Genomic DNA, 18,963 nt, shown 5'->3' with positions numbered 1-18,963 from the left:
GGACGAATCGAGCCCATGAGTCATCGGAATTCAGCGCGACCGGTGGTCGCTTTCGGACTTGCCTTGATCTCGGCTGGCTGGCTTGCTTGCTCGTCGCCGGCCGACCGCAGCCCGCCCGCCGACGCGGTTGGCGCGCCCGAGTTTCTCGCCGGTGAGGATCCCGCGAATTGGGTGAAGATCTACGATCCGGCACGGGCCTGGAACGGCTACACGTTGGCGCTCTACGGACGGCGGATTCCGATGCTTCTCGACATGAACGGGAAGGTGCTGCACTCCTGGACCGAGGCACGAGTCAAGTCGAGGGTCCGGCTGCTTCCCGACTGTTCCCTCCTCGGTCTCGCTCTGGGCCGGGCAATCGTCGAGTACGACTGGAACGGTGAACTGGTCTGGGAGGTGCCGATCGAGAACGCCATCCCCCACCACGACCTCATCCGCCGGGCCAACGGCAACACCATGGTCCTCATTCTCCGAGGGGGAGAGCGGACCGACGACATTCTAGAGATCAACCGAGCGGGCGACACCGTCTGGGAATGGAAGTCGGGTGAGCATCTGGATGCCTACTACGCTCTCGAGACGGCCTCGGCGGAGATCACACACCTCAACTCGATTCAGGAGCTGCCACCCAACAAGTGGTTCGACGGCGGCGATTCGAGATTCCGCCCGGGCAACCTGCTGATCAGCGCTCGCAACATGAACGCCATCTTCCTGATCGACCGCGCTACCAAGGAAGTCGTCTGGACGTATAGCCACGAACTGGACCGCCAGCACGAGGCTCTGATGATCGCCAAAGGGTTTCCCCGGGCCGGCAACATCGTGCTCTTCGACAACGGCTATGCCAGCACACACGTCTACCGGCAGAGCCGGATTCTCGAGATCGACCCCTCCGACAAGGCCGTCGTCTGGAGTTACGACGCCGAGGGCTTCTACAGTCCGACGGGAGGAATCGAGCAACCCCTCCCCAACGGCAACGTCCTGATCAGCTCGACGCGTGGCAGGCGGGCCTTCGAGATCAATCGCGCTGGCCGGACCGTCTGGGAATGGGCGCCGCCTTTCGAGCCCAATCGGCCGAGTCGCATAGCCTACGACCACTGCCCGGAGCTCGTGGCTCGGGCAAAGCCCGACCCGCGGCCGGTCAGGCCTCGAGCCGACTATCGCCACGTCGACCCACGGACCTATGTCTACGCGCGCAAAGGCGCAATCGCTGAAGTGCGGATCGACGGCGCCGAGCGCCGAGCCTTGCGGGAGAAGAACAGCTGCCGCAAGGTGCTGGTCCCCGCCGAAGCGGAAGTTCTGCTCGGCTACGGCATCAACCGGCGTGGAGCGCGCGGAGCCGGACACGCCAACTACAGCGCGCGTTTTCGGCTGACGCTCTCCGGCACCGATCCGCCCACCGAGGAGGTCCTCGTTGACGAGACTCTCGACATGACGCGAAGCAACTGGGAGGAGAGAGCGGTGGGGCTCGACGAACAAGCCTTTCGCTGGGTCGACCTCTGTCTTTCGATCGAGCGAGTTGGAGCTACCACCGAAGCCGAGCCGACCAAGTTCGCTTTCTGGACGAATCCGGTGATTCTCCCCCGGGGACAGCAACAAGGCTCGGCACCGGCAGATCAGCCCACGCTCCTCACGCCCGAGGAAGCCGAAGTCCAGCGTCAGCATCTGAAGGCGCTCGGTTACGTTGACTGAAACGGGCTATTCCTGAATTGGATATTCTCTCGGAATGAGCCCGAGCGAAGATCAGGAGCCTCTGACTGCACTGGCGCAAGGAACGTCGGCCTCGTGGCAGATGCTGGCCAGCCGCTATCTCGGTGAGTATCTGGACAAGATCCGGCTGGCCACGGACAGACTCCCGGAACAGCTGGTTTGGTGGCGCCCACACAAGAACGCACTCAGCGTCGGCAATCTGATTCTGCACCTCCACGGCAATCTCTCGCTGTGGATATCGAGCGGTCTCGGCAAGCGCGTCGTGAGCCGGGAGCGCGGCAAGGAGTTTGCCGCCGATCGCACGCACGGCAGTAGTGAGCTCATGCGACTCATCACCGCAACCGTCACCGACTGCCGCGCCCTCATAGAAGATGTTCCAGATGCAACTCTGGCCGAGAGTCTCGCAATCCAGAGCTACGAGATCGATGTCCGCGGCGCGATCTTCCATGCCGTCGAGCACATGAGCTATCACACGGGACAGATCCTCTACATCGTGAAGACGCTCACTTCCGAGCACGAGGCATTCGACTTCTACACCCGGCATCAAGAGGAGTGATCTGATGACCGACACCAAGCGCATCGCGATCAACACCGGTGGCGGCGACGCGCCGGGCCTCAACGCCGTCATTCGGGCCGCTGTTCTCTCCGCCGAGAGTCGCGGCTGGGACGTGCTCGGAATCTGCCGCGGCTATCAAGGGCTCCTGGACACCCATTTGACCAAGCCCCTGGACCACGATTCGGTCCGCGGCATCGCCCATCTCGGTGGGACCATCCTGGGCACTAGCAATCGTGGTAATCCGTTCGACTACCCCATCGAGCTTGGCAACGGCCGGGTCGAGACCATCGACCGCTCCGACCAGGTGGTCGAGAATTTCCACAAGCTCGGGCTGGACGCCCTCATCGCCATCGGCGGCGACGGCTCGATGGCGATCGCAAATCAGCTCTGTGAAAAGGGGATGCCCGTTGTCGGAGTTCCAAAAACCATCGACAACGATCTCGACGGCACCGTGGTCACCTTCGGCTTCGACACCGCGGTGATGGTCGCCACGGAGGCCATCGGCCGCTTGCACTCGACCGCCGAGGCCCACGAGCGAGTTTTCACCATCGAGGTCATGGGCCGTTATGCCGGGTGGATCGCCCTCTACGCCGGTCTCGCGGGCGGCGCCGATGCCATTCTGATGCCCGAGATCCCCTACGACATCGACATCGTGTGCGAAAAGGTCCTCCGGCGCGAAGCGCGCGGCCGCCGTTTCAGCCTGGTGGTGGTCGCCGAGGGTGCGACTCCCGTCGGCGGCGAGATGACCATCAAGGGAGAACAGGAAAAGGGTCGGGAAGTGCTTCTGGGTGGCGTGGCCGAACGAGTGGCACAGGAAATCCAGGAGCGGACCGGCAAGGAGACCCGGTCCGTGGTCCTCGGCCATATTCAGCGCGGTGGGTCGCCCACCTCCTACGACCGTATTCTGGCCTCGCGCTTCGGCGCGGCCGCCGTGCGAGTGATCGCCGAAGGCAAGAGCTCGGTCATGGTCGCGCTCGATCCGCCGATCGTGCGTACGGTGCCGCTCGCCGACGCCACCCGGCGCATGAAGACGGTGCCGCTCGACGGCGATGTCATCTGCACGATCCGCGAGATGGGTGTGTCGCTGGGCGACGAGTAGAGACTCGTCCCACCTCTGTTCAACCCGCCGGAGCTGGCGCGAGACGAACGCTCACTTCGGGAGTACTCGCCGCTTCCAGGTTCAGCTTCGCGATCTTGCCCGCGGCCATGAGGTCCGCCCGGACCTCGTCGAGCGCGTCGAGGCGCGCCTGCGTGTCGCGCACGGTCACCTCCTCGACCTCCGCGCGCAGCGACACCTTCGCCTCGGTCTTGGCTCGCCGCACCTCGGCGAGCGCCGCCGCCGCGACCTCGAGGGAAAGCGGCCGCGCCTCGCCGGCGCTATCAGAGCCAGCTGCGCCAGCGGCGGCGAGCGCTCTGAGCTCGCCCGCGTCCGGCCAGCCCGAGGCGTGCACCGACCCTTCCCGCCACCAGGACCAGACCTCCTCGGTGGTGAAAGGCAGAAACGGAGCCAGCAGCTTGAGCTGCACCGCCAGGGCGCTGAGCAGAGCACGATTTGCCGAAGCCGCCGCGGCCTCGCCCTCGTTGCCGTAGGAGCGGCTCTTGACCAGCTCGAGATAGTTGTCGCAGAAACCCCAGAAGAAGGCTTCGCTGCGCTCGAGAGCCCGAGCCTGATCGTATCGCTCGAGATCCCGGGTCGTGGCCTCGACGACCTCGGCCAGAGCGAGCAGCATCGACCGGTCGAGCGCGCAGCGTACCTCGCCGGTCGGACCGCTGCGCGAAAGCACGAACTTGGCCGCATTGAGCACCTTGATCGCCAGCTTGCGGCCGATGCGCAGCTGGCCCTCATCGAACGCGGTGTCGACCCCCATGCGAGCACTGGTGGCCCAATAGCGGACGCCGTCCGAGCCGTAGCGTTCCAGAAGGTCCATGGGCGTGACCACGTTGCCCTTGGACTTGGACATCTTCTTGCGATCCGGATCCAGCACCCATCCCGAGATCGCCGCGTTGGTCCAGGGTAACGAGTCGTGCTCGAAGTGCGAGCGCACGACCGTCGAGAACAGCCAGGTGCGGATGATCTCGTGCGCCTGCGGCCTCAGGTCCATGGGGAAGATGCGGTCGAAGACCCCATCCGGCTCGCACCAGCCCCCGGCGACTTGCGGCGAGAGCGAGCTCGTCGCCCAGGTGTCCATCACGTCCGGATCGCCGACAAAACCTCCCGGCTTGCTCCGGTCTGCCTCCGAGAAACCCGGCGCAGGCTCGCTCGACGGATCAACCGGCATCGCGTCCTCGGCCGCCACGATCGGTGAGCCGTAGTCGGGCTCACCCTCCTCGTCGACCGGGTACCACACCGGAAACGGGACGCCGAAGAAACGCTGGCGGCTGATGCACCAATCGCTGTTCAAGCCCTCGACCCAAGCCGAGTAGCGGGACTTCATGTAGGGCGGATGCCAGGCGATCTGTTCGCCGCGGTCCAGAAGCTCGCTCTGGTATTCCAGTGTCTTCACGAACCACTGCCGGCTGGTCACGATCTCGAGCGGCCGGTCGCCCTTCTCGTAGAACTTGACCGGATGAGTGATCGGTTTGGGATCGGCCAGCAGGTCGCCGGACTCGGTGAGCTGCTCGACGATGCGTTTCTGAGCCTTCTTGGTATAGAGGCCTTCGAGCTCGGCGTAGCACCGCCGCGCCCGTTCCGGATCCTCCGACTCCCAACCTGGTTCGCCCCAGGGAATCGGCGCGAGCGTTCCCTTTCGGCTCACGGTCGCGCGCACCGGCAGCTTGAGTTCCCGCCACCAGACGATGTCGGTGGCGTCACCGAATGTGCAGATCATCGCGATGCCGCTGCCCTTGTCGGGCTCGGCCAGCTCGTGCGGCAGCACCGGAACGCGAACGCCGAAGAGTGGGGTCGTGACCTGCTGGCCGAAGAGGGGCCGGTAGCGCTCGTCTTCCGGGTGCGCGACCAGCGCCACGCACGCGGGGATCAACTCGGGACGCGTGGTTTCGATGGCCACGACCTCCTCACCGTGGTGGAACGCCAACCGGTGATAGGCGCCCGCGGTCTCTCGGTCCTCGATCTCGGCCTGGGCCACCGCGGTATGGAAATCCACGTCCCAGAGAGTCGGCGCTTCGACCTGGTACGTCAGTCCCTTCTCCAGCATGCGTGCAAAGGCCCTTTGCGAGACCCGCTGCGCGATCTCTCCAATGGTCGTGTAGGTCAGCGACCAGTCGATCGAAAGACCGAGGTGGCGCCATAGGTTCTCGAAGGCCTGCTCGTCGATCTCGGTGAGCTCGAGGCAAAGATCGACGAAGTTCCGGCGCGAGACCGGCTCGAGCCGTTTGCCCGGCTTCTCGGGCGGAGCGAAGTCCTTGTCGTAGGGCAGGCTCGGCTCGCAGCGGACGCCGTAGTAGTTCTGCACCCTGCGCTCGGTGGGCAGTCCGTTGTCGTCCCAGCCCATCGGATAGAAGACCTTACGGCCGCGCATGCGCTGGAAACGAGCAATGGCGTCGGTCTGGGTGTAGGAGAAGACGTGGCCGACATGAAGAGAGCCGCTCACCGTCGGCGGTGGCGTGTCGATCGAGTAGACCTCGTCCCGGGAAGCCTCGCGATCAAACCGGTAGGCGCCATCGGCCTCCCAGCGCTCGCACCATTTGTCCTCCAGCCCTTCGAGAGACGGCTTCTTCGGGATCTGCTCTGGATCGTGCTGGCTCAATCGGGGGGACTCTCTTTCGCGTGGTGTTCGCGAGGCCGCGGAAGTCTAGCAAAGCATTCGGGGACACCATTCCTTGGTGTCCCCTCCCGACCGGTTTTCGAAGCCGCGCTTCGGCCTGCCGCTCGCCACCGAAGCGCGGACGTAGGGCGCTAGTCTCAATGAAGCACCGGGAACTCGGTCGACACGGAGGTCAACCGCTACACCCTCTCGAAAGCCGTCTTCGCTTTCTCCTCTACGCGATATCCAGAAGCACCTTCAAGACGCCGGGCTGGGCGGCTCTCTCAAAGGCCGTCAAGCCATCGGCGAGCGGAAACCGTTGCTCGATCAGCGACTCGACGTCGACCCTACCTGCCGCCAACAGCTCGAGCGCGGGCGCGAAGGGCCCGCAGCGCGAGCCGATCAGTGTGATCTCGTCGACCACCAGGCTCGAGACGTCGATAGCAAGCTTGCCGGCGTAGGTCGATTTCATGACCAGGGTGCCTCGCGGACGCAGAGCCCGTCTCGCCATCTCGAAACCCGCCGAATTGCCGGTGCACTCGACCGCGACGTCGAAGCTTCCCGCGGCGACATCCTCGGGGCCGATGACCTCGATTCCACGACCCTCGAGCAGGGCTCGCTTCTCGGGTCTGCGATTTACCGCCACCAGATCGCAACCGGTGAGCGCCAGGATCTGGGCGATCAGGGTGCCGAGCTTGCCGATTCCGGCAACCAGCACCCGATCTGCGGAGGAGATCCTCACCTGCTCCTGGATCTCGAGTGCCGCGGCCAGCGGCTCGGTGAAAGTGGCGACGTCGGTGGGCACGGCATCCGGCACGACGTGGAGGTTCCCGATCGGCAGAGTCAGATACTCGGCGAAGGCACCGTTGCGTCCCACGATGCCGAGCACGGTGCGGTTCTCACAATGGCTCGACCGGCCCGCGGCACACGCCGTACAAGTTCCGCAGGAGGCGTTGATCTCGCCGACCACGCGCTTGCCGATCAGCCCAGGTGCTCCTCCCACCACTTCTCCAACGAACTCATGGCCCGGAACGCCGGAGAACGGATAATAGCCGCGTAGGAGCTCAAGATCGGTATTGCAGATGCCTGCCCGGAGAACTCGCACCAAGGCCTCGCCGGCGGGTGGTTCTGGGACCGCAAGATCCTCCCGAAGCGAGAGCTTCAGGTCTTCGAGCCAAAGACCCAGCATGAAACGGATTCTATGCTGCCGAGCAACGCCGACGACGGCGTCGCCCCGCCTGCTCGGGGCCTTACGAGGGGAGCCCTCCGAGGGACGCTGATGCGAGGGATCCCTCGCTACGCTCGGGATGACAGCGAAAGAAGCGCGCCTCTCAGCCGAAGAAGCGGTAACAGGCTACTCATTCCCCGAGACGACATCGCCACAAAACCCATGCTCCCCAGGAAATGAGTAGCCTGTCACCGAAAAACAGCGGAAGAAGAAAGAAAAAGGGCCGCCCCGAAGCGCGGCCCTTGGCCCATGCCGTGCGGTCCAGGAAGGACCGGCGCAGACTTTAGAAACGGATCTCGACTCCCCAGCGCATTTCCCAGAGCGACCGGAACTCCAGGAGGTTGTCGATGGTGGCATTGCTCTCGTTGAAGTCCGTGAAGACGTACTGCCCCGCCGCGTTGACATCCGTATCGACCACCTCGGGGGTGAAGAAGAAGGCGTCGTAGACCTTGCCCCAGTCGTCGTTGAGGAAGTTCCCAAAGTTGTAAATCTTGACGAAAGCTCTGCCGTTCACCCTGGCGAAGCCGAGGGCAAAGTCCTGGTGGACGCCGATGTCGACGCGATTGCTCCAGCGGGTGTGGGTGCCGTTGCGGGGCAGGAAGCCGGGCCCGAAACCCTGCCGTTGGACCCAGTCGAAGAACTCCTGCGTCTGGAAGGAGTCGGCGAAGACCACGTTGGGGTCGTCGGTGCCGGTCGGTACGTAGAGCAGGTGGCGGCCGAAGAAGCCGTCACCCTCCAGATCGCCGCCGTTCATGGCGAAGCTCTGCGGCTGGCCCTCCTGGAGATAGCCGAACAGGGTGAAGCGCGTCTCGTAGCTGCCGAAGAACTCCCGGCCGAGACTCGCCCGAACGGTGAAACGGTGCGGCACCACGTAGTTGGATTTCGCGGGCCGCGGGTTGTTGATGTCGCTCGTGGCCAGGTTTTCGAAGTTCGAGAGCGCGACAAAGGATGTCATCGGGCTGACGTCCTTGCCGTCTATGTTGGCGTAGCCGAGCGAGACGTCGAGGCCGTTGTCCCAGCGCTTCGTGACCAGGAGCGAGAGGATGTCGGCGGAGGCGCCGAAGCCCGAGTTGGTCAGCATGAGGTTGTCCGAACCGTTCGTAAAGTCGTAGATCGGTGCTCCGGCCAGTGTCGTCCCGACGATGGTCTGGGAGAGGTCGACGTAGATAGCGGAGTCCTCGAGCTCGGTGTGGAGGTAGTCGAAGTCGGCCTGGTAGCCGCTGTTGAAGCGATAGGTGAGGCCGAGCGAGAACTTATCCTCGAACGGCTGCTCGTAGTTCGGATCGATCAGCACCAGCCTGCTGCGGGCGGCGTCGGCGGCGGTGGTGCCGGCGACCTGGTCGAAGAGCGTCTGGGGAACGTCTCTGCCCGGATTGGGGCCGGTCAAGGGGATCGTGCCGTCGAACACCGAGCCCCTATCGAAATTGTCGAGACGCGTCTGCACGTTGGTCACGCCGTCATTACTCCAGGCGTTGGAGACCCAGACATTGGGGTTGCCACCAGAGAAGCGGCCAAGGCTGGCGCGCACCGACATCTGCGGCTTCGGGCCCCAGATAACGCCCAGGCGGGGCATCAGCAGGCTCAGGCCATCGAGGTTCGAATCGTTGCGCAGCCCGCCGTTGGCGTCGGTAAAGGCCTGATTGAAGGTGGGATTGTCGCTGCTGGTGAAGAACTCGTAGCGCAGACCCGCCGCCACCGTCAGATTGCGCTCGTCGAAGAAGATCTCGTCCTGCAGGTAGATCGAGTTGAGCGTGTTCCCGAAGCTCGCCGCGGCGTCATTGGCAACGTTGGTCCCGCCGCCACTGCCGTAGTAGACGCGGCTGGGCCGGCCGAGCTCGAAGCGATCGATGCCCGAGACCCCGCACGCTGGATCATCGAACCGCCCCTGCGCCGTGAGATCTGCACAGAAGGCGGGATTGCCGACCGAGCTGTCGAAGAAGTCCCACTCGCCGCCGCGGGAGTGCTGCACGAAAATGTTGAAGATATCGTTCTTCTCGATCTCGTATCCCGCCGTGAAGACGTTACGCCCCCTGAGGAGCTGTGCCGACAACTTAGCGTAATCCGTGTCGGTGGCCAGGGAGTTGGCCTGACGCGAGTCGTCCGCTCCCAGGTAGACCGTGCCGGTGCGGCCGCCGATGCTGATCTGGAAGTCGCCGAAGTCCGGGGGGCCAACAGTGACCTGAGAATCGTCCATCGTGTTGTTGCTGAGAAAGAGCTCGGTCGAAAGGGCGTCGCCCCACTGCGAGGAGAGCCGGGCCGTGGTGGTCGTCGACTCGGCGCCCTTGGTGTAAAAGTGGTTCGGGAACTCGAACTCGTTGTTGTCACTGTCCGAGCCGCGGGCCTGGAAGCCGTCGTAGAAATTGTAGATCAGCGACAGATTGTGGCGATCGGCGGCGTTCCAGTCGAGCTTCAGCATCTGCTTGTCTTCCTCCTGGGAGCCATCCCCCGGCAGGCCGCCCGGATCGTAGCCGTAGAGGCTGTTTGCGATCGAGACGATGCGGTCGTAATCCGCCTGGCTGAGCCAATCGCGCTCGACGCCGTTGCCCGAGCCCGCGTAGCCATGGGCGAGGAAGCGCGGCGACTCGGTGGTCTCGTAGGCCGCGAAGAAGTGAAGCTTGTCCGCCATGAGGCGGCCACCCAGCGTGAACCCGGTCTTGGTCGATTCGAAAGGCGGCGAGCTGAAGTCACCCGATTCGCCGCCCAGCGAGTCCCCCTTTAGACTCTCGTCGGTGTACTCGTAAAACAGGTTGCCTTTGAACTCGTTGGTGCCGGACTTGGTCACCGCGTTGATGGTGCAGGCCGAGAATCCGCCGTAGGTGACGTCCGCGGGCGCCAGCTCGACCGCCAACTGGGCGATGGCGTCGTAGGGGAAGGGCATCCCGGTGGCCGTCGAGTAGCCGTTGGTGTTCAGGCCGAAGCGGTCGTTCTGTCCCACCCCGTCCAGCGTCACGCTATTGAAGCGAGGATGCTTGCCGGCGCAGTTGACCTCGAAGCCACGTTCGCCGTTGTCGATGTTGACCCGCGGGTCGATGCCGTAGGCGTCTTGGATGTCCCGGTTGAAGGCGACCGTAGTCTCCAGCTTGAAACTATCGAAGGTCGCCGCCGGACCCGTGGCCACTTCGACGAAGTCGCGAGAGGCGGTGACGGTCACCATCTCCGTGATCACCTCGGGGTCCACCTTGATCCTGAGGTTGTAGATCTCGGCCACCGCGAGATTCGGGACCTCGACGGTCTCCAGATCGTTGACGATGACGATGTAGGGCCCGCCCGGCGACAGGCGCGTCGCCAGGAAGAGGCCGTCCGCGTTGGAGGTGAGACTCTTGATGTTGCCTGTACGCGTGTCCAGAACCTGGATCCTAGCTTCGGCGATCGGCTCGTCATCGGCGTCCACGACGGTTCCACGGATCGTGGCGGTCGTCTCCTGTGCCGTGGCGGTGGGCGTCAGGGTGAGCGACACCACCAGCGCAAGGGCCAGGGCAAAAGTAAGAAGCGTTGTTCGTTTCATAACTTCTAGAATCCTCCCACTAAGAATTAGACCGAGGGTTGAAAGTTCGGGTTCAACGTCATGACCCACGGCGCACGGCACCGTGTCGATCTTGTAACGAGATAAACCAACATCAATTCGGAAAAGTTGGCGAGACAGCACACTTCCGATTGCGAAACGCTAACCAAATAGGCCTGTCCAGATCAACCCTCGTTCGGGTGGGTTTCTGCGACTCTCGAAGACCGCTTGAAAAATTCAAAAAAACGAATCGCCGAAACTTCATTGAATGTCGAAGTTACCCCTGTAGGAAAGGCTCTTTCCTGTCAAAACTTCATTAATTCGAATCTCACGCTGCGGGCTTCTCGAACACCATCATATCGACCGGCGGATTGATTTCGAAGGATTCGACCGTCGCGGTCGCAAACTCGTCTCCGTCGATCTTGGTGACTCGCTTGTGCGGCAAGGTGTATTCCCCGACGCTGCGGTAGTCCGAGAACACGACCTCGTACTCGCCGGGTGCACCGGTCGCCGGATGGGTTCCCTGGTACATCTGCTTGACGAGCCGGCCCTCGCTATCGATCCAAAGCCGGGTCGCGAACGTTGGCGACGAGACCAGAACCGTCTGGACTTCGTGCCCTTCGATCTCCTCACTCCCGACCAGCGCGACTTCGAGGTCTTCCGAGCGATGATTGCGCAGCAGCGAGAACAGCTCGCGGCCGAGCTCGCGCACCTGACGCTCGACCTGCTCGGCCGGGAGGGGCTGGGAGCGGCCCCCCATGCGAACGAAACCCTCGCCGCCGGTCACCACGACTTCCTGCATGCCGACCGGCGTCTGAATCGTGAGGTAGAGCCGGTCCGGAAAGACCACCAGAAAGGTCTGAGCCAGGGTCATCTGCTGCCCCTGCATGGTCACGTTCAGGCTGGTGCTGGTGCGCAGAGCCTCGAGAGCCGCCGAGTTCTCACCCCCGAGGGCCGAGACCATGCGGCTGAAGACCTCCCGGCCGGCCGTCATGTCGTCCTCGGTAACCTCGACCGCGGCGGTGCGATCGGGCGGACTGGGGATCGAGATATCGATATCGCTCACCTCGCCGAAGCTCGACAGCGGGCGATCGAAATCTTCGGCGCGACCGACGACCAGCAGCGTGGCCTTGTCGGGGTGGAGATGGGCCTCCGCCACGCGCGCCACATCCGCGACCGATACCTTCTCGATGTTCGAACGATAGGTCTCGAGAAAGTCGACCGGCAGGCCATAGTAGTCATAGAGCATCTGCTGCTCCAGGACCTGACCCTTGGAGGCGTAATTGAAGATGAAGGAGTTGAGAATCGTGTCCTTGGCCCGAGCGAGCTCTTCCTCGGTCGCCGGGTTCGAGATCATTCCCTCCAGCTCTTCGTAGAGCGCGTCCACGGCCTCGCCCATGGTCTCCGACTTGGTCTGCAGGCCGAAACCCGTGACCCCGGGATAGGCGAACGACGAGCCGACGCTCCCGCCGGCGCTGTAGGCGAGTCCCTTCTCGGTGCGGATATTGCGCAACAGCCGGCCGGAGAATCCGCCGCTCAAGACCTCGTTCATGACCTGGAGAGAGAAGAAGTCCGGGTCGTCGACCGTGATCCCGAGATGTCCAAGGCGGACATTGGCCTGGGTGACATCGCTCTTTTCGATGAAGTAGACACCCGCTTCTTGGTCCTTGCGATACGGAATCTCGAGCTCGTCAAAGGGCGGACCCTCGGGCCAGTCTCCGAACGTGTCCTGGAGTTTCTGCTTCATGCCGGCGCTGTCGAAATCACCCACAACGCCCAGGTAGACGTTGTTGGGGTGGTAGAAGCGCCCGTGCCATTCGGAGAGGCCCCCTCGGTCCACCGCGGCCACGGTCGCGTACTCGGTCAATCGCGACATCGGCGCTTCGGAACCGTAGACAAGCCTCGAGAACTCTCGCGGGGTAATCGCCAGCACATTGTCGTTGCGGCGGGCGATCTGAGCCCGGGTCTGGGCTTTGGCGATCTCGAGCTTGTCCTGATCGAAGACCGGGTATCTGAGAACATCGTGAAACACCGGCAGAACCTCGTCGAAGTCGCCGGACAGACAGTCCATCGAGGCGAATCCGACCGTGGCTGCGACATTGGTCTCAACCGATGCCGCCCGGGCCTCGAGAAAGTCGTCGATCTCGTCGCCGGTCATGTCGCGGGTTCCACCGGTGCGCTGCACCGCGCCCATCAAACCGGCCAGGCCGGTCTTGTCCTTGGGCTCATAGACCGATCCGGTACGGATCCGAGCCACAACTCGAATCAAGGGTAGCTCGTCGTCTTCGAGCAGGAAGACCTTGAGGCCGTTGGCGAGCTCGAAGGTCTCCGGGCGCGGAATGTCAAAGGCCTGGAGCTCGGGGTATTCGATGTCCCGATAGTCCTGCACCTGAGCCGCGACCGGGGGCGTCAGAGCCAGCGGAGCCAGCAAGGCGACGAGCGCCAATCCGGCCGGCGGCGCGAAGCCGGTGAATACAGATGATCTCGTGTCTCTCATGTACATGCTCTTCATCTTCCTAGCCCTCGTTCGAGTCGGCGTTGCCGAGCTCGGCGGTTTCAGCGGTTTCGGCGGTTTCGGCGACCGGGGCATTGACGATCATTGCAACCGTCCGGTTCACGGGCTTGAAGGCTTCGCGAGCCACACGCCGGATGTCTTCCTTGGTGACTTCTTCGATGCGATCGACGCTGCGAAACAGCTCGCGCCAATCCCCAAACAGGACCTGATAGGCGGCAAGCTGCTGACCGATACCGGTGTTGCTCGCGAGCGAGCGGACCAGGCCCGCCTTGGCGCGGGTCTTGACCATGGCCAGCTCCTCGTCGCTGATGAGCTCGGTCTTGAGCCGCTCGATCTCGTCACGGATCGCGGCTTGGACTTCCTCGTTGGAATGATCGGGCGTGGGGAATGCGAAGACCACCATGAGGTTCTGATACTTGTTGCCGGGGAAACCGTTGAACGCGCCGGTCTGGGCCGCAATCTTCCGATCTCGAACCAGGTTGCGGTACAGCCGCGACGTCCGGCCCGTGGACAGAACGTCAACGATCGCATCGTAGACGGCGTCATCGGGATCGGTCACCGCAGGTCGCAGATAGCCTTCGACGTAGAGCGGCTGTGCCGCATCCGGCATCTTGATCACGCGCTCGGCAATCTGCGCGGGCTCGACGGTGCGTAGCGCCGGCGGCTTCTCTCCGGCCGGAAGACGGCCGAAGTACCTCTCGAGCATCGGCACGAGCTCCTCGGCTTTGACCGCACCGACGATCGCGATCGTCATGTTGCTCGGCACGTAGTACCTGTCATAAAAGGCCTGGGCGTCTTCGCGCGAGAACGACTGGAGGTCGCTCATGTAGCCGATCGTGGGGTAACCGTAGGGATGGGCGATGAACGCCGTCGCGAGCATCTGCTCGATTAGCCGTCCGATCGGCTGGCTGTCGGTTCGCAGCCGCCGCTCCTCCATCACCACGTCGCGCTCGGTGTAGAACTCTCTCAGCACCGGATCCAGAAAACGCTCGGATTCCAAGTAGGCCCAGAGCTCGACCTTGTTGGCGGGAAGCGAGTAGTAATAGTCGGTCTTGTCGGAGGCGGTCGACGCGTTGAGCCCGACGCCGCCGGCGCGGTCGATGATCTCGCTGAACTCGTCGCGCTGCAACATCTCGGTCGCCCGGTCGCGGGCTTCTTTCCAGGCCTTTTCGAGCCGGGCGATCTCCTCCGGGTCGGCCCCGAGCTCGCGGCGAGAAGGGTCGTAGGCCTGATAGGCCTTGTCGACTTCGGCGAGCGCGGCGCGCTCGGCGTCGATGTCCTTGGTTCCGATCCGGCTCGTGCCCTTGAAGGCCATGTGCTCGAACATGTGGGCCAGACCCGTGATGCCGGCGACCTCCTGGGCCGAGCCCGCGTTGACGTAGGTGTAGAACGACACCACGGGCGCAGCGGGCCGCTCATAGATGAGAAACGTCAGGCCGTTGTCCAGGGTGTACTGGGTGAGGTTTTTCTCGAAGTTCGCCAGATCCTGCGCAGGCAGAGCCGCCGCCAGCGCGGCAGCACCGAGCGCAAAGGCAGCACTTCTCAGAAGTCGTCTCATGCTTTTCTTCCTTTCAGGTGGTGCGATCGAACCGTAGTTACGGTCGATGCGATCGGGAGGTTGGGCAGTTTACGTGAACGAGCTGTGCTAGAAAAGCACCCATGGCAGACGACAAGCGCTATTTACATGTCACGACGGGCACGATGATTCCAGTACCCGGCGGTAAGCAGATCAAGGAGATGATCGGTCGCGTCCACACCGGCACCGAGGAACTGAGCCTGGCACGAATGGTGGTCCCTCCCGGTTGGGGCGAGCCGCCGCAAACGCCCGAGTTCGGCGAGCTGACCGTGGTCTTGCGGGGCCGGGTGCGGGTCGAGGTCGACGGCGACCAGGTCGACGTCTCCACCGGGGAAGCAATCTGGACACCCGCCGGCGTTCGCGTTCACTTCGGCAACCCGTTCGACGAAGAAGCCGAGTACTACGCCATCTGTCTGCCCGCCTTCTCGCCAGAGCTGGCGCATCGCGATGATGACTCTGTAATACAAAGTACTTGACAACCAAGGGCCCGGAGCGTACAGTCCTCGCGATCATGAGCGAGCCAGCGGCCACGGCAACCCCGACCGGCGCCCCCGCGCCCCGGCCGGACGCCCTGAGCGACCGCGCACTCGACCACCTCGCCTACATTCGCTCGGCGATGGAATCCGCGGGCTCGTTCACCTCGGTTCCCGGGCGCGGTGGTATGGCGATGGGGCTTTCCGCGATCGTCGCGGCGATCGTGGTTCACAACTCCCCGGAAGACTGGTTTCAGATCTGGGTGCTGGATGCGCTAGTGGCGGCCGCGATCGGTGGCGTCTTCATGCGGCACAAGGCCGCGGCTCTGGGGCAGAAGCTCGCGAGCGGCGTGGGCCGGAGATTCCTGCTCAACCTGAGCCCTGCACTCCTGGCAGCGGCCATGCTGTCCTTCGTCCTGCTCCGGAGCGGTCGCGCCGACCTGGTACCGGGAACCTGGCTGCTGCTCTACGGCGTCGCGGTGGTCTCCGGCGGGGCCTTTTCGGTTCGTCCCGTGCCGGTCATGGGAGTCTGCTTCATCCTCCTCGGCGCGGTGGCACTTTCGAGCTCTCCGGCCTGGGCCAATCCGCTGCTCGCGGCGGGCTTCGGCGGGCTTCACCTCGTGTTCGGGTTCATCATCGCTCGGAGCTACGGTGGCTAAGGCGGCCGCAGCCCGAACCGGGGCGTCGGCGGTGCCGGAAGCCACGGCCGCCGCTGAAACCGGCCCGCCCTCGCGCAAGCGGCGGCTGGCGACAGTGGCCGGCTATCTCTCCGATTCCAGTGCCCGCGAGTTCGATCGCCTGGTCTACGAGCGTATCCGGCTCGGTATCCTGAGCGCACTGTCCGTGAACCGCTCCATGACCTTCTCCGAGCTCAAGGAGCTGCTCGAGACCAGCGACGGCAACCTGAGCGTCCACGCTCGCAAGCTCGAGGACGCGGGCTATTTGAGCTGCAAGAAGAGCTTCGTCAAGCGAACGCCCAAGACCGAGTTTCGGATCACCTCGAAGGGCCGGCGTGGACTCGAGCGATACCTCGCGCACATGGAGGCGATCATCCACGCCACCCGTGGCGAGTAACTCTTTTTTTGGAGTCTGACTTTGTGATGCAAAGTACACTGCCAAAACACGACCCGCTCCATGTCGGCATCATCATGGACGGAAACGGCCGCTGGGCCGCTCAACACGGCCTCCGACGCACCGCCGGCCACCGACAGGGAGCGGAGGCCGTGCGCCGCACGGTCGAAGCCGCCGGCGAGCTCGGAATCGACGTACTCACCCTGTACGCGTTCTCGGCCGACAACTGGCAGCGACCGTCGAGCGAGGTCCGAGCCTTGATGTACCTGTTCGAGGACTTCCTGTCTCGCGAACGCGACCGCCTGGTCGAGAACGACGTCCGGCTCAACGTCATCGGCCGCCGAGACCGGCTCCGCCCCTCGATCGTGAGCGCCATCGAGAGCTCCGAGCGGGCTACCCGGGCTTGCTCGTCGCTACTTCTGCGCCTCGCCGTCGACTACTCCGCTCGTTGGGCGATTGCCGCGGCTTCCCGTCTGGGAACCCAGGCCGCGATCGGTCCGGTACCGGATCCGGTGTCGGATCTCACCTGCCGTATCGAGCGCGTGACCCACTCGGTGGCGGGTGTGCCGCCGGTAGACCTCCTTATCCGCACCAGCGGCGAGCAGCGGCTCTCGGACTTCCTGCTCTGGGAATCGGCGTACGCCGAGCTGCTCTTCCTTCCCGTTCTCTGGCCGGACTTCGGCCCGGAACAGCTCGCCACCGCGGTGGAGGATTTCCACAACCGGAATCGGCGCTTCGGACGCCTGCCGGCTCTGGCCTCCTGAACCTTCACAGCCCTGGAATCACGTCGAAGGGACAAGACATGACCGCTCGCCGCCTGTTTGCCATTCTCTTCATTTTCGCCTCGACCGCGGTCGCCTGGTTCATCCTGGGCGCTTCGGTCGCGACCCGGACCAACCAATCCAAGATCGAGGGCGGGCAGCAGGTCGCCTCGCTGTGGGGAGGCCAACACAGCCAGATGGCGCCGAAGGTATTTCACAACCGCCTGCACGAGGTCTCGGAACAAGTGACCCAGAAGGACGAGTCGGGCAAGGAGGTCACGAAACGGGTAAAGAGGGAGAAGGAGGTTTGCATACCCCTGACCATCAGCTCGAGCTCGGTCGACGTTCGGCTGAATGTCGATCACCGCAGAAAGGGACTCCTCTGGCATGACACCTACACCGTCGACTTCAAGGCCGTTTACATGGTCAGGATTCCGAGCCTCAAAGCCAAGTCCGTAACGGTCGACTTTCAGTTTCCGTCGCCGACCGCGATCTATGACGATTTCTCGCTCAGCTTCGGCGGCGAGGACATCTCCCAGGTGAACAACCTGGCCCAAGGCGTCTCGGCTCGCTTCGTGCCCAAACCCGGCAAAACCGTTCCGATCGAGATCCGCTACCGCTCGCGCGGCCTGGACACCTGGAGCTATCGTTTCGGCGACTCGAGCGTGGGCCAGATACGTGACTTCAACCTCGCGATGATCACCGACTTCGGCGGCATCGACTTTCCCGCCGGGGCACTCTCGCCGACTCGAAAGAGCCCGACCGGAGACGGCTGGCGACTCGAGTGGTCGTTCGACAACCTGGTCAGTGGCCAGCACATCGGGCTGGACGTCCCGAACAAGCTCAACCCGGGACCGCTCACCGCTCGCATTACCTTCTTCGCGCCGGTCTCGCTCCTATTCTTCATCACCGTCCTGATCATGCTGGGCGCGCTCAAACACCTCGAGCTTCACCCGATGCACTTCTTCTTTCTCTCGGCCGCGTTTTTCTCCTTTCATCTGCTCATGGCCTACCTGGTCGACCACCTCAACATCCATCTGGCGTTCGCCACGGCGGCCGTGGTCAGCCTGGGCCTGGTCCTCAGCTACCTGAGGCTGATCTGCGGCTTACGGAGCGCTCTGCGCTACGCCGGCTCCGCCCAGCTCGTGTTCCTGGTGCTCTTCAGCTACGCCTTCTTCTTCGAAGGCCTGACCGGGCTGGCGGTGACGACCGGCTCGATCATCACCCTGTTCGTGCTCATGCAGTTCACCGCCAAGGTCGACTGGAACCGGGTCTTCGATTCCGGCGAGAGCCCGCTCGAGGCGTCCGTTACCAGACCCTAAACCGCGGCTTCCCAGGGCCGCCATCCACAACTAGGCGCCGTCTAGTTCTTCATGACGGTAACGTCGCAGTCCAGCGCACCGAAGGTGCCCTTCGTCTTCTTCTTGAAGGCGGTGCGGGCGTAGGACCACGCAGATACGCCTCCCGATTCGAAACCACCGGCGAAAATCGCCGTCGGGATCTCGATCTTGAACCGACTGACGCCATTCGTCTTGGTCCTGAACGTGCCCGATTTGAGAGGGAAGATCTCGGACATCCCGGTACCCCGATCCAGCACGAGAAGCTCGGCGCGATAGGTGCCCCTTGCACCCTTGACCGGTCCGCCGCTGTCCTCGGCCCGGACCCGGCAGGAAATTGGTATGACCGTCCGGCCGGAAACGTCGGCGATCGATGGCACCGGCACGACCGACTCCAGAGTCGGGAACTTCCTCAGAAGACTGGGCTCGTCACTGAAGAAAACGCTGGCGCCGTTGTTGTTCGCAAAGCCGCTGTCGGCGGCGAGAGCCGCAGCCGGGCTCATCGTTAGCGCCGCAAGCGTCAGAAAGCCCGTCCAAGA

14 protein-coding genes are annotated in these 18,963 nt (G+C 63.6%); 8 read left to right on the top strand and 6 right to left on the bottom strand.

The annotated features are described in order from the left end of the window. Positions 1-15: 15 nt before the first annotated feature. From GY769_02855 to GY769_02845, 3 genes are read left to right on the top strand one after another with little or no spacing between them, the layout of a single operon-like run. Positions 16-1,683, top strand: a complete 1,668-nt coding sequence (locus tag GY769_02855; GenBank protein ID MCP4200857.1) for a hypothetical protein — start codon at positions 16-18, stop codon at positions 1,681-1,683. Positions 1,684-1,717: 34 nt separating this feature from the next. Then, complete coding sequence (locus GY769_02850) at positions 1,718-2,257, top strand: DUF1572 domain-containing protein (GenBank protein ID MCP4200856.1); 540 nt, start codon at positions 1,718-1,720, stop codon at positions 2,255-2,257. A gap of 4 nt (positions 2,258-2,261) precedes the next feature. Beyond that, complete coding sequence (locus tag GY769_02845; GenBank protein ID MCP4200855.1) at positions 2,262-3,356, top strand: ATP-dependent 6-phosphofructokinase; 1,095 nt, start codon at positions 2,262-2,264, stop codon at positions 3,354-3,356. A gap of 19 nt (positions 3,357-3,375) precedes the next feature. Here the strand turns inward: GY769_02845 and valS are convergent, their stop codons facing one another. The 5 genes from valS to GY769_02820 all read right to left on the bottom strand — a co-directional run bounded on the left by valS (position 3,376) and on the right by GY769_02820 (position 14,764). Next, a complete protein-coding gene (valS, locus tag GY769_02840) occupies positions 3,376-5,940 on the bottom strand; it encodes a valine--tRNA ligase (protein ID MCP4200854.1) in 2,565 nt (854 codons plus the stop codon). Between the two features lie 256 nt (positions 5,941-6,196). Continuing rightward, entirely contained in the window at positions 6,197-7,150 is a 954-nt protein-coding gene (locus GY769_02835; GenBank protein MCP4200853.1) for an alcohol dehydrogenase catalytic domain-containing protein, read from the bottom strand. Between the two features lie 322 nt (positions 7,151-7,472). Continuing rightward, positions 7,473-10,694, bottom strand: coding sequence for a TonB-dependent receptor (locus GY769_02830; protein ID MCP4200852.1), 3,222 nt, complete (start codon positions 10,692-10,694; stop codon positions 7,473-7,475). 325 nt (positions 10,695-11,019) lie between these two features. After that, a complete protein-coding gene (locus GY769_02825; GenBank protein ID MCP4200851.1) occupies positions 11,020-13,188 on the bottom strand; it encodes an insulinase family protein in 2,169 nt (722 codons plus the stop codon). Positions 13,189-13,207: 19 nt separating this feature from the next. Further along, positions 13,208-14,764: an insulinase family protein gene (locus tag GY769_02820; protein ID MCP4200850.1), complete on the bottom strand. Its 1,557-nt coding sequence runs from the start codon at positions 14,762-14,764 to the stop codon at positions 13,208-13,210. A gap of 101 nt (positions 14,765-14,865) precedes the next feature. On the opposite strand from GY769_02820, the gene GY769_02815 reads away from it, so the two are divergent. The 5 genes from GY769_02815 to GY769_02795 all read left to right on the top strand — a co-directional run bounded on the left by GY769_02815 (position 14,866) and on the right by GY769_02795 (position 18,409). Beyond that, positions 14,866-15,258 (top strand): cupin domain-containing protein, encoded by a 393-nt coding sequence (locus GY769_02815; GenBank protein ID MCP4200849.1) that lies wholly within the window; start codon positions 14,866-14,868, stop codon positions 15,256-15,258. Between the two features lie 35 nt (positions 15,259-15,293). Then, positions 15,294-15,914, top strand: a complete 621-nt coding sequence (locus tag GY769_02810) for a hypothetical protein (protein MCP4200848.1) — start codon at positions 15,294-15,296, stop codon at positions 15,912-15,914. A gap of 196 nt (positions 15,915-16,110) precedes the next feature. Next, positions 16,111-16,329, top strand: a complete 219-nt coding sequence (locus GY769_02805) for a helix-turn-helix domain-containing protein (protein MCP4200847.1) — start codon at positions 16,111-16,113, stop codon at positions 16,327-16,329. Between the two features lie 26 nt (positions 16,330-16,355). Continuing rightward, on the top strand, positions 16,356-17,090 hold the full coding sequence (gene uppS, locus GY769_02800) for a di-trans,poly-cis-decaprenylcistransferase (protein ID MCP4200846.1): 735 nt from the start codon (positions 16,356-16,358) through the stop codon (positions 17,088-17,090). Positions 17,091-17,128: 38 nt separating this feature from the next. Beyond that, positions 17,129-18,409, top strand: a complete 1,281-nt coding sequence (locus tag GY769_02795) for a hypothetical protein (GenBank protein ID MCP4200845.1) — start codon at positions 17,129-17,131, stop codon at positions 18,407-18,409. A gap of 41 nt (positions 18,410-18,450) precedes the next feature. Here GY769_02795 and GY769_02790 read toward each other — a convergent pair whose 3' ends face one another. Then, a complete protein-coding gene (locus GY769_02790; GenBank protein MCP4200844.1) occupies positions 18,451-18,927 on the bottom strand; it encodes a hypothetical protein in 477 nt (158 codons plus the stop codon). Positions 18,928-18,963: the final 36 nt, after the last annotated feature.

The sequence above is a fragment of the bacterium genome, from assembly GCA_024224155.1.
Classification (GTDB): Bacteria; Acidobacteriota; Thermoanaerobaculia; order Multivoradales; family JAHEKO01; genus CALZIK01.
This window is presented reverse-complemented; position numbering and strand designations above follow the sequence as displayed.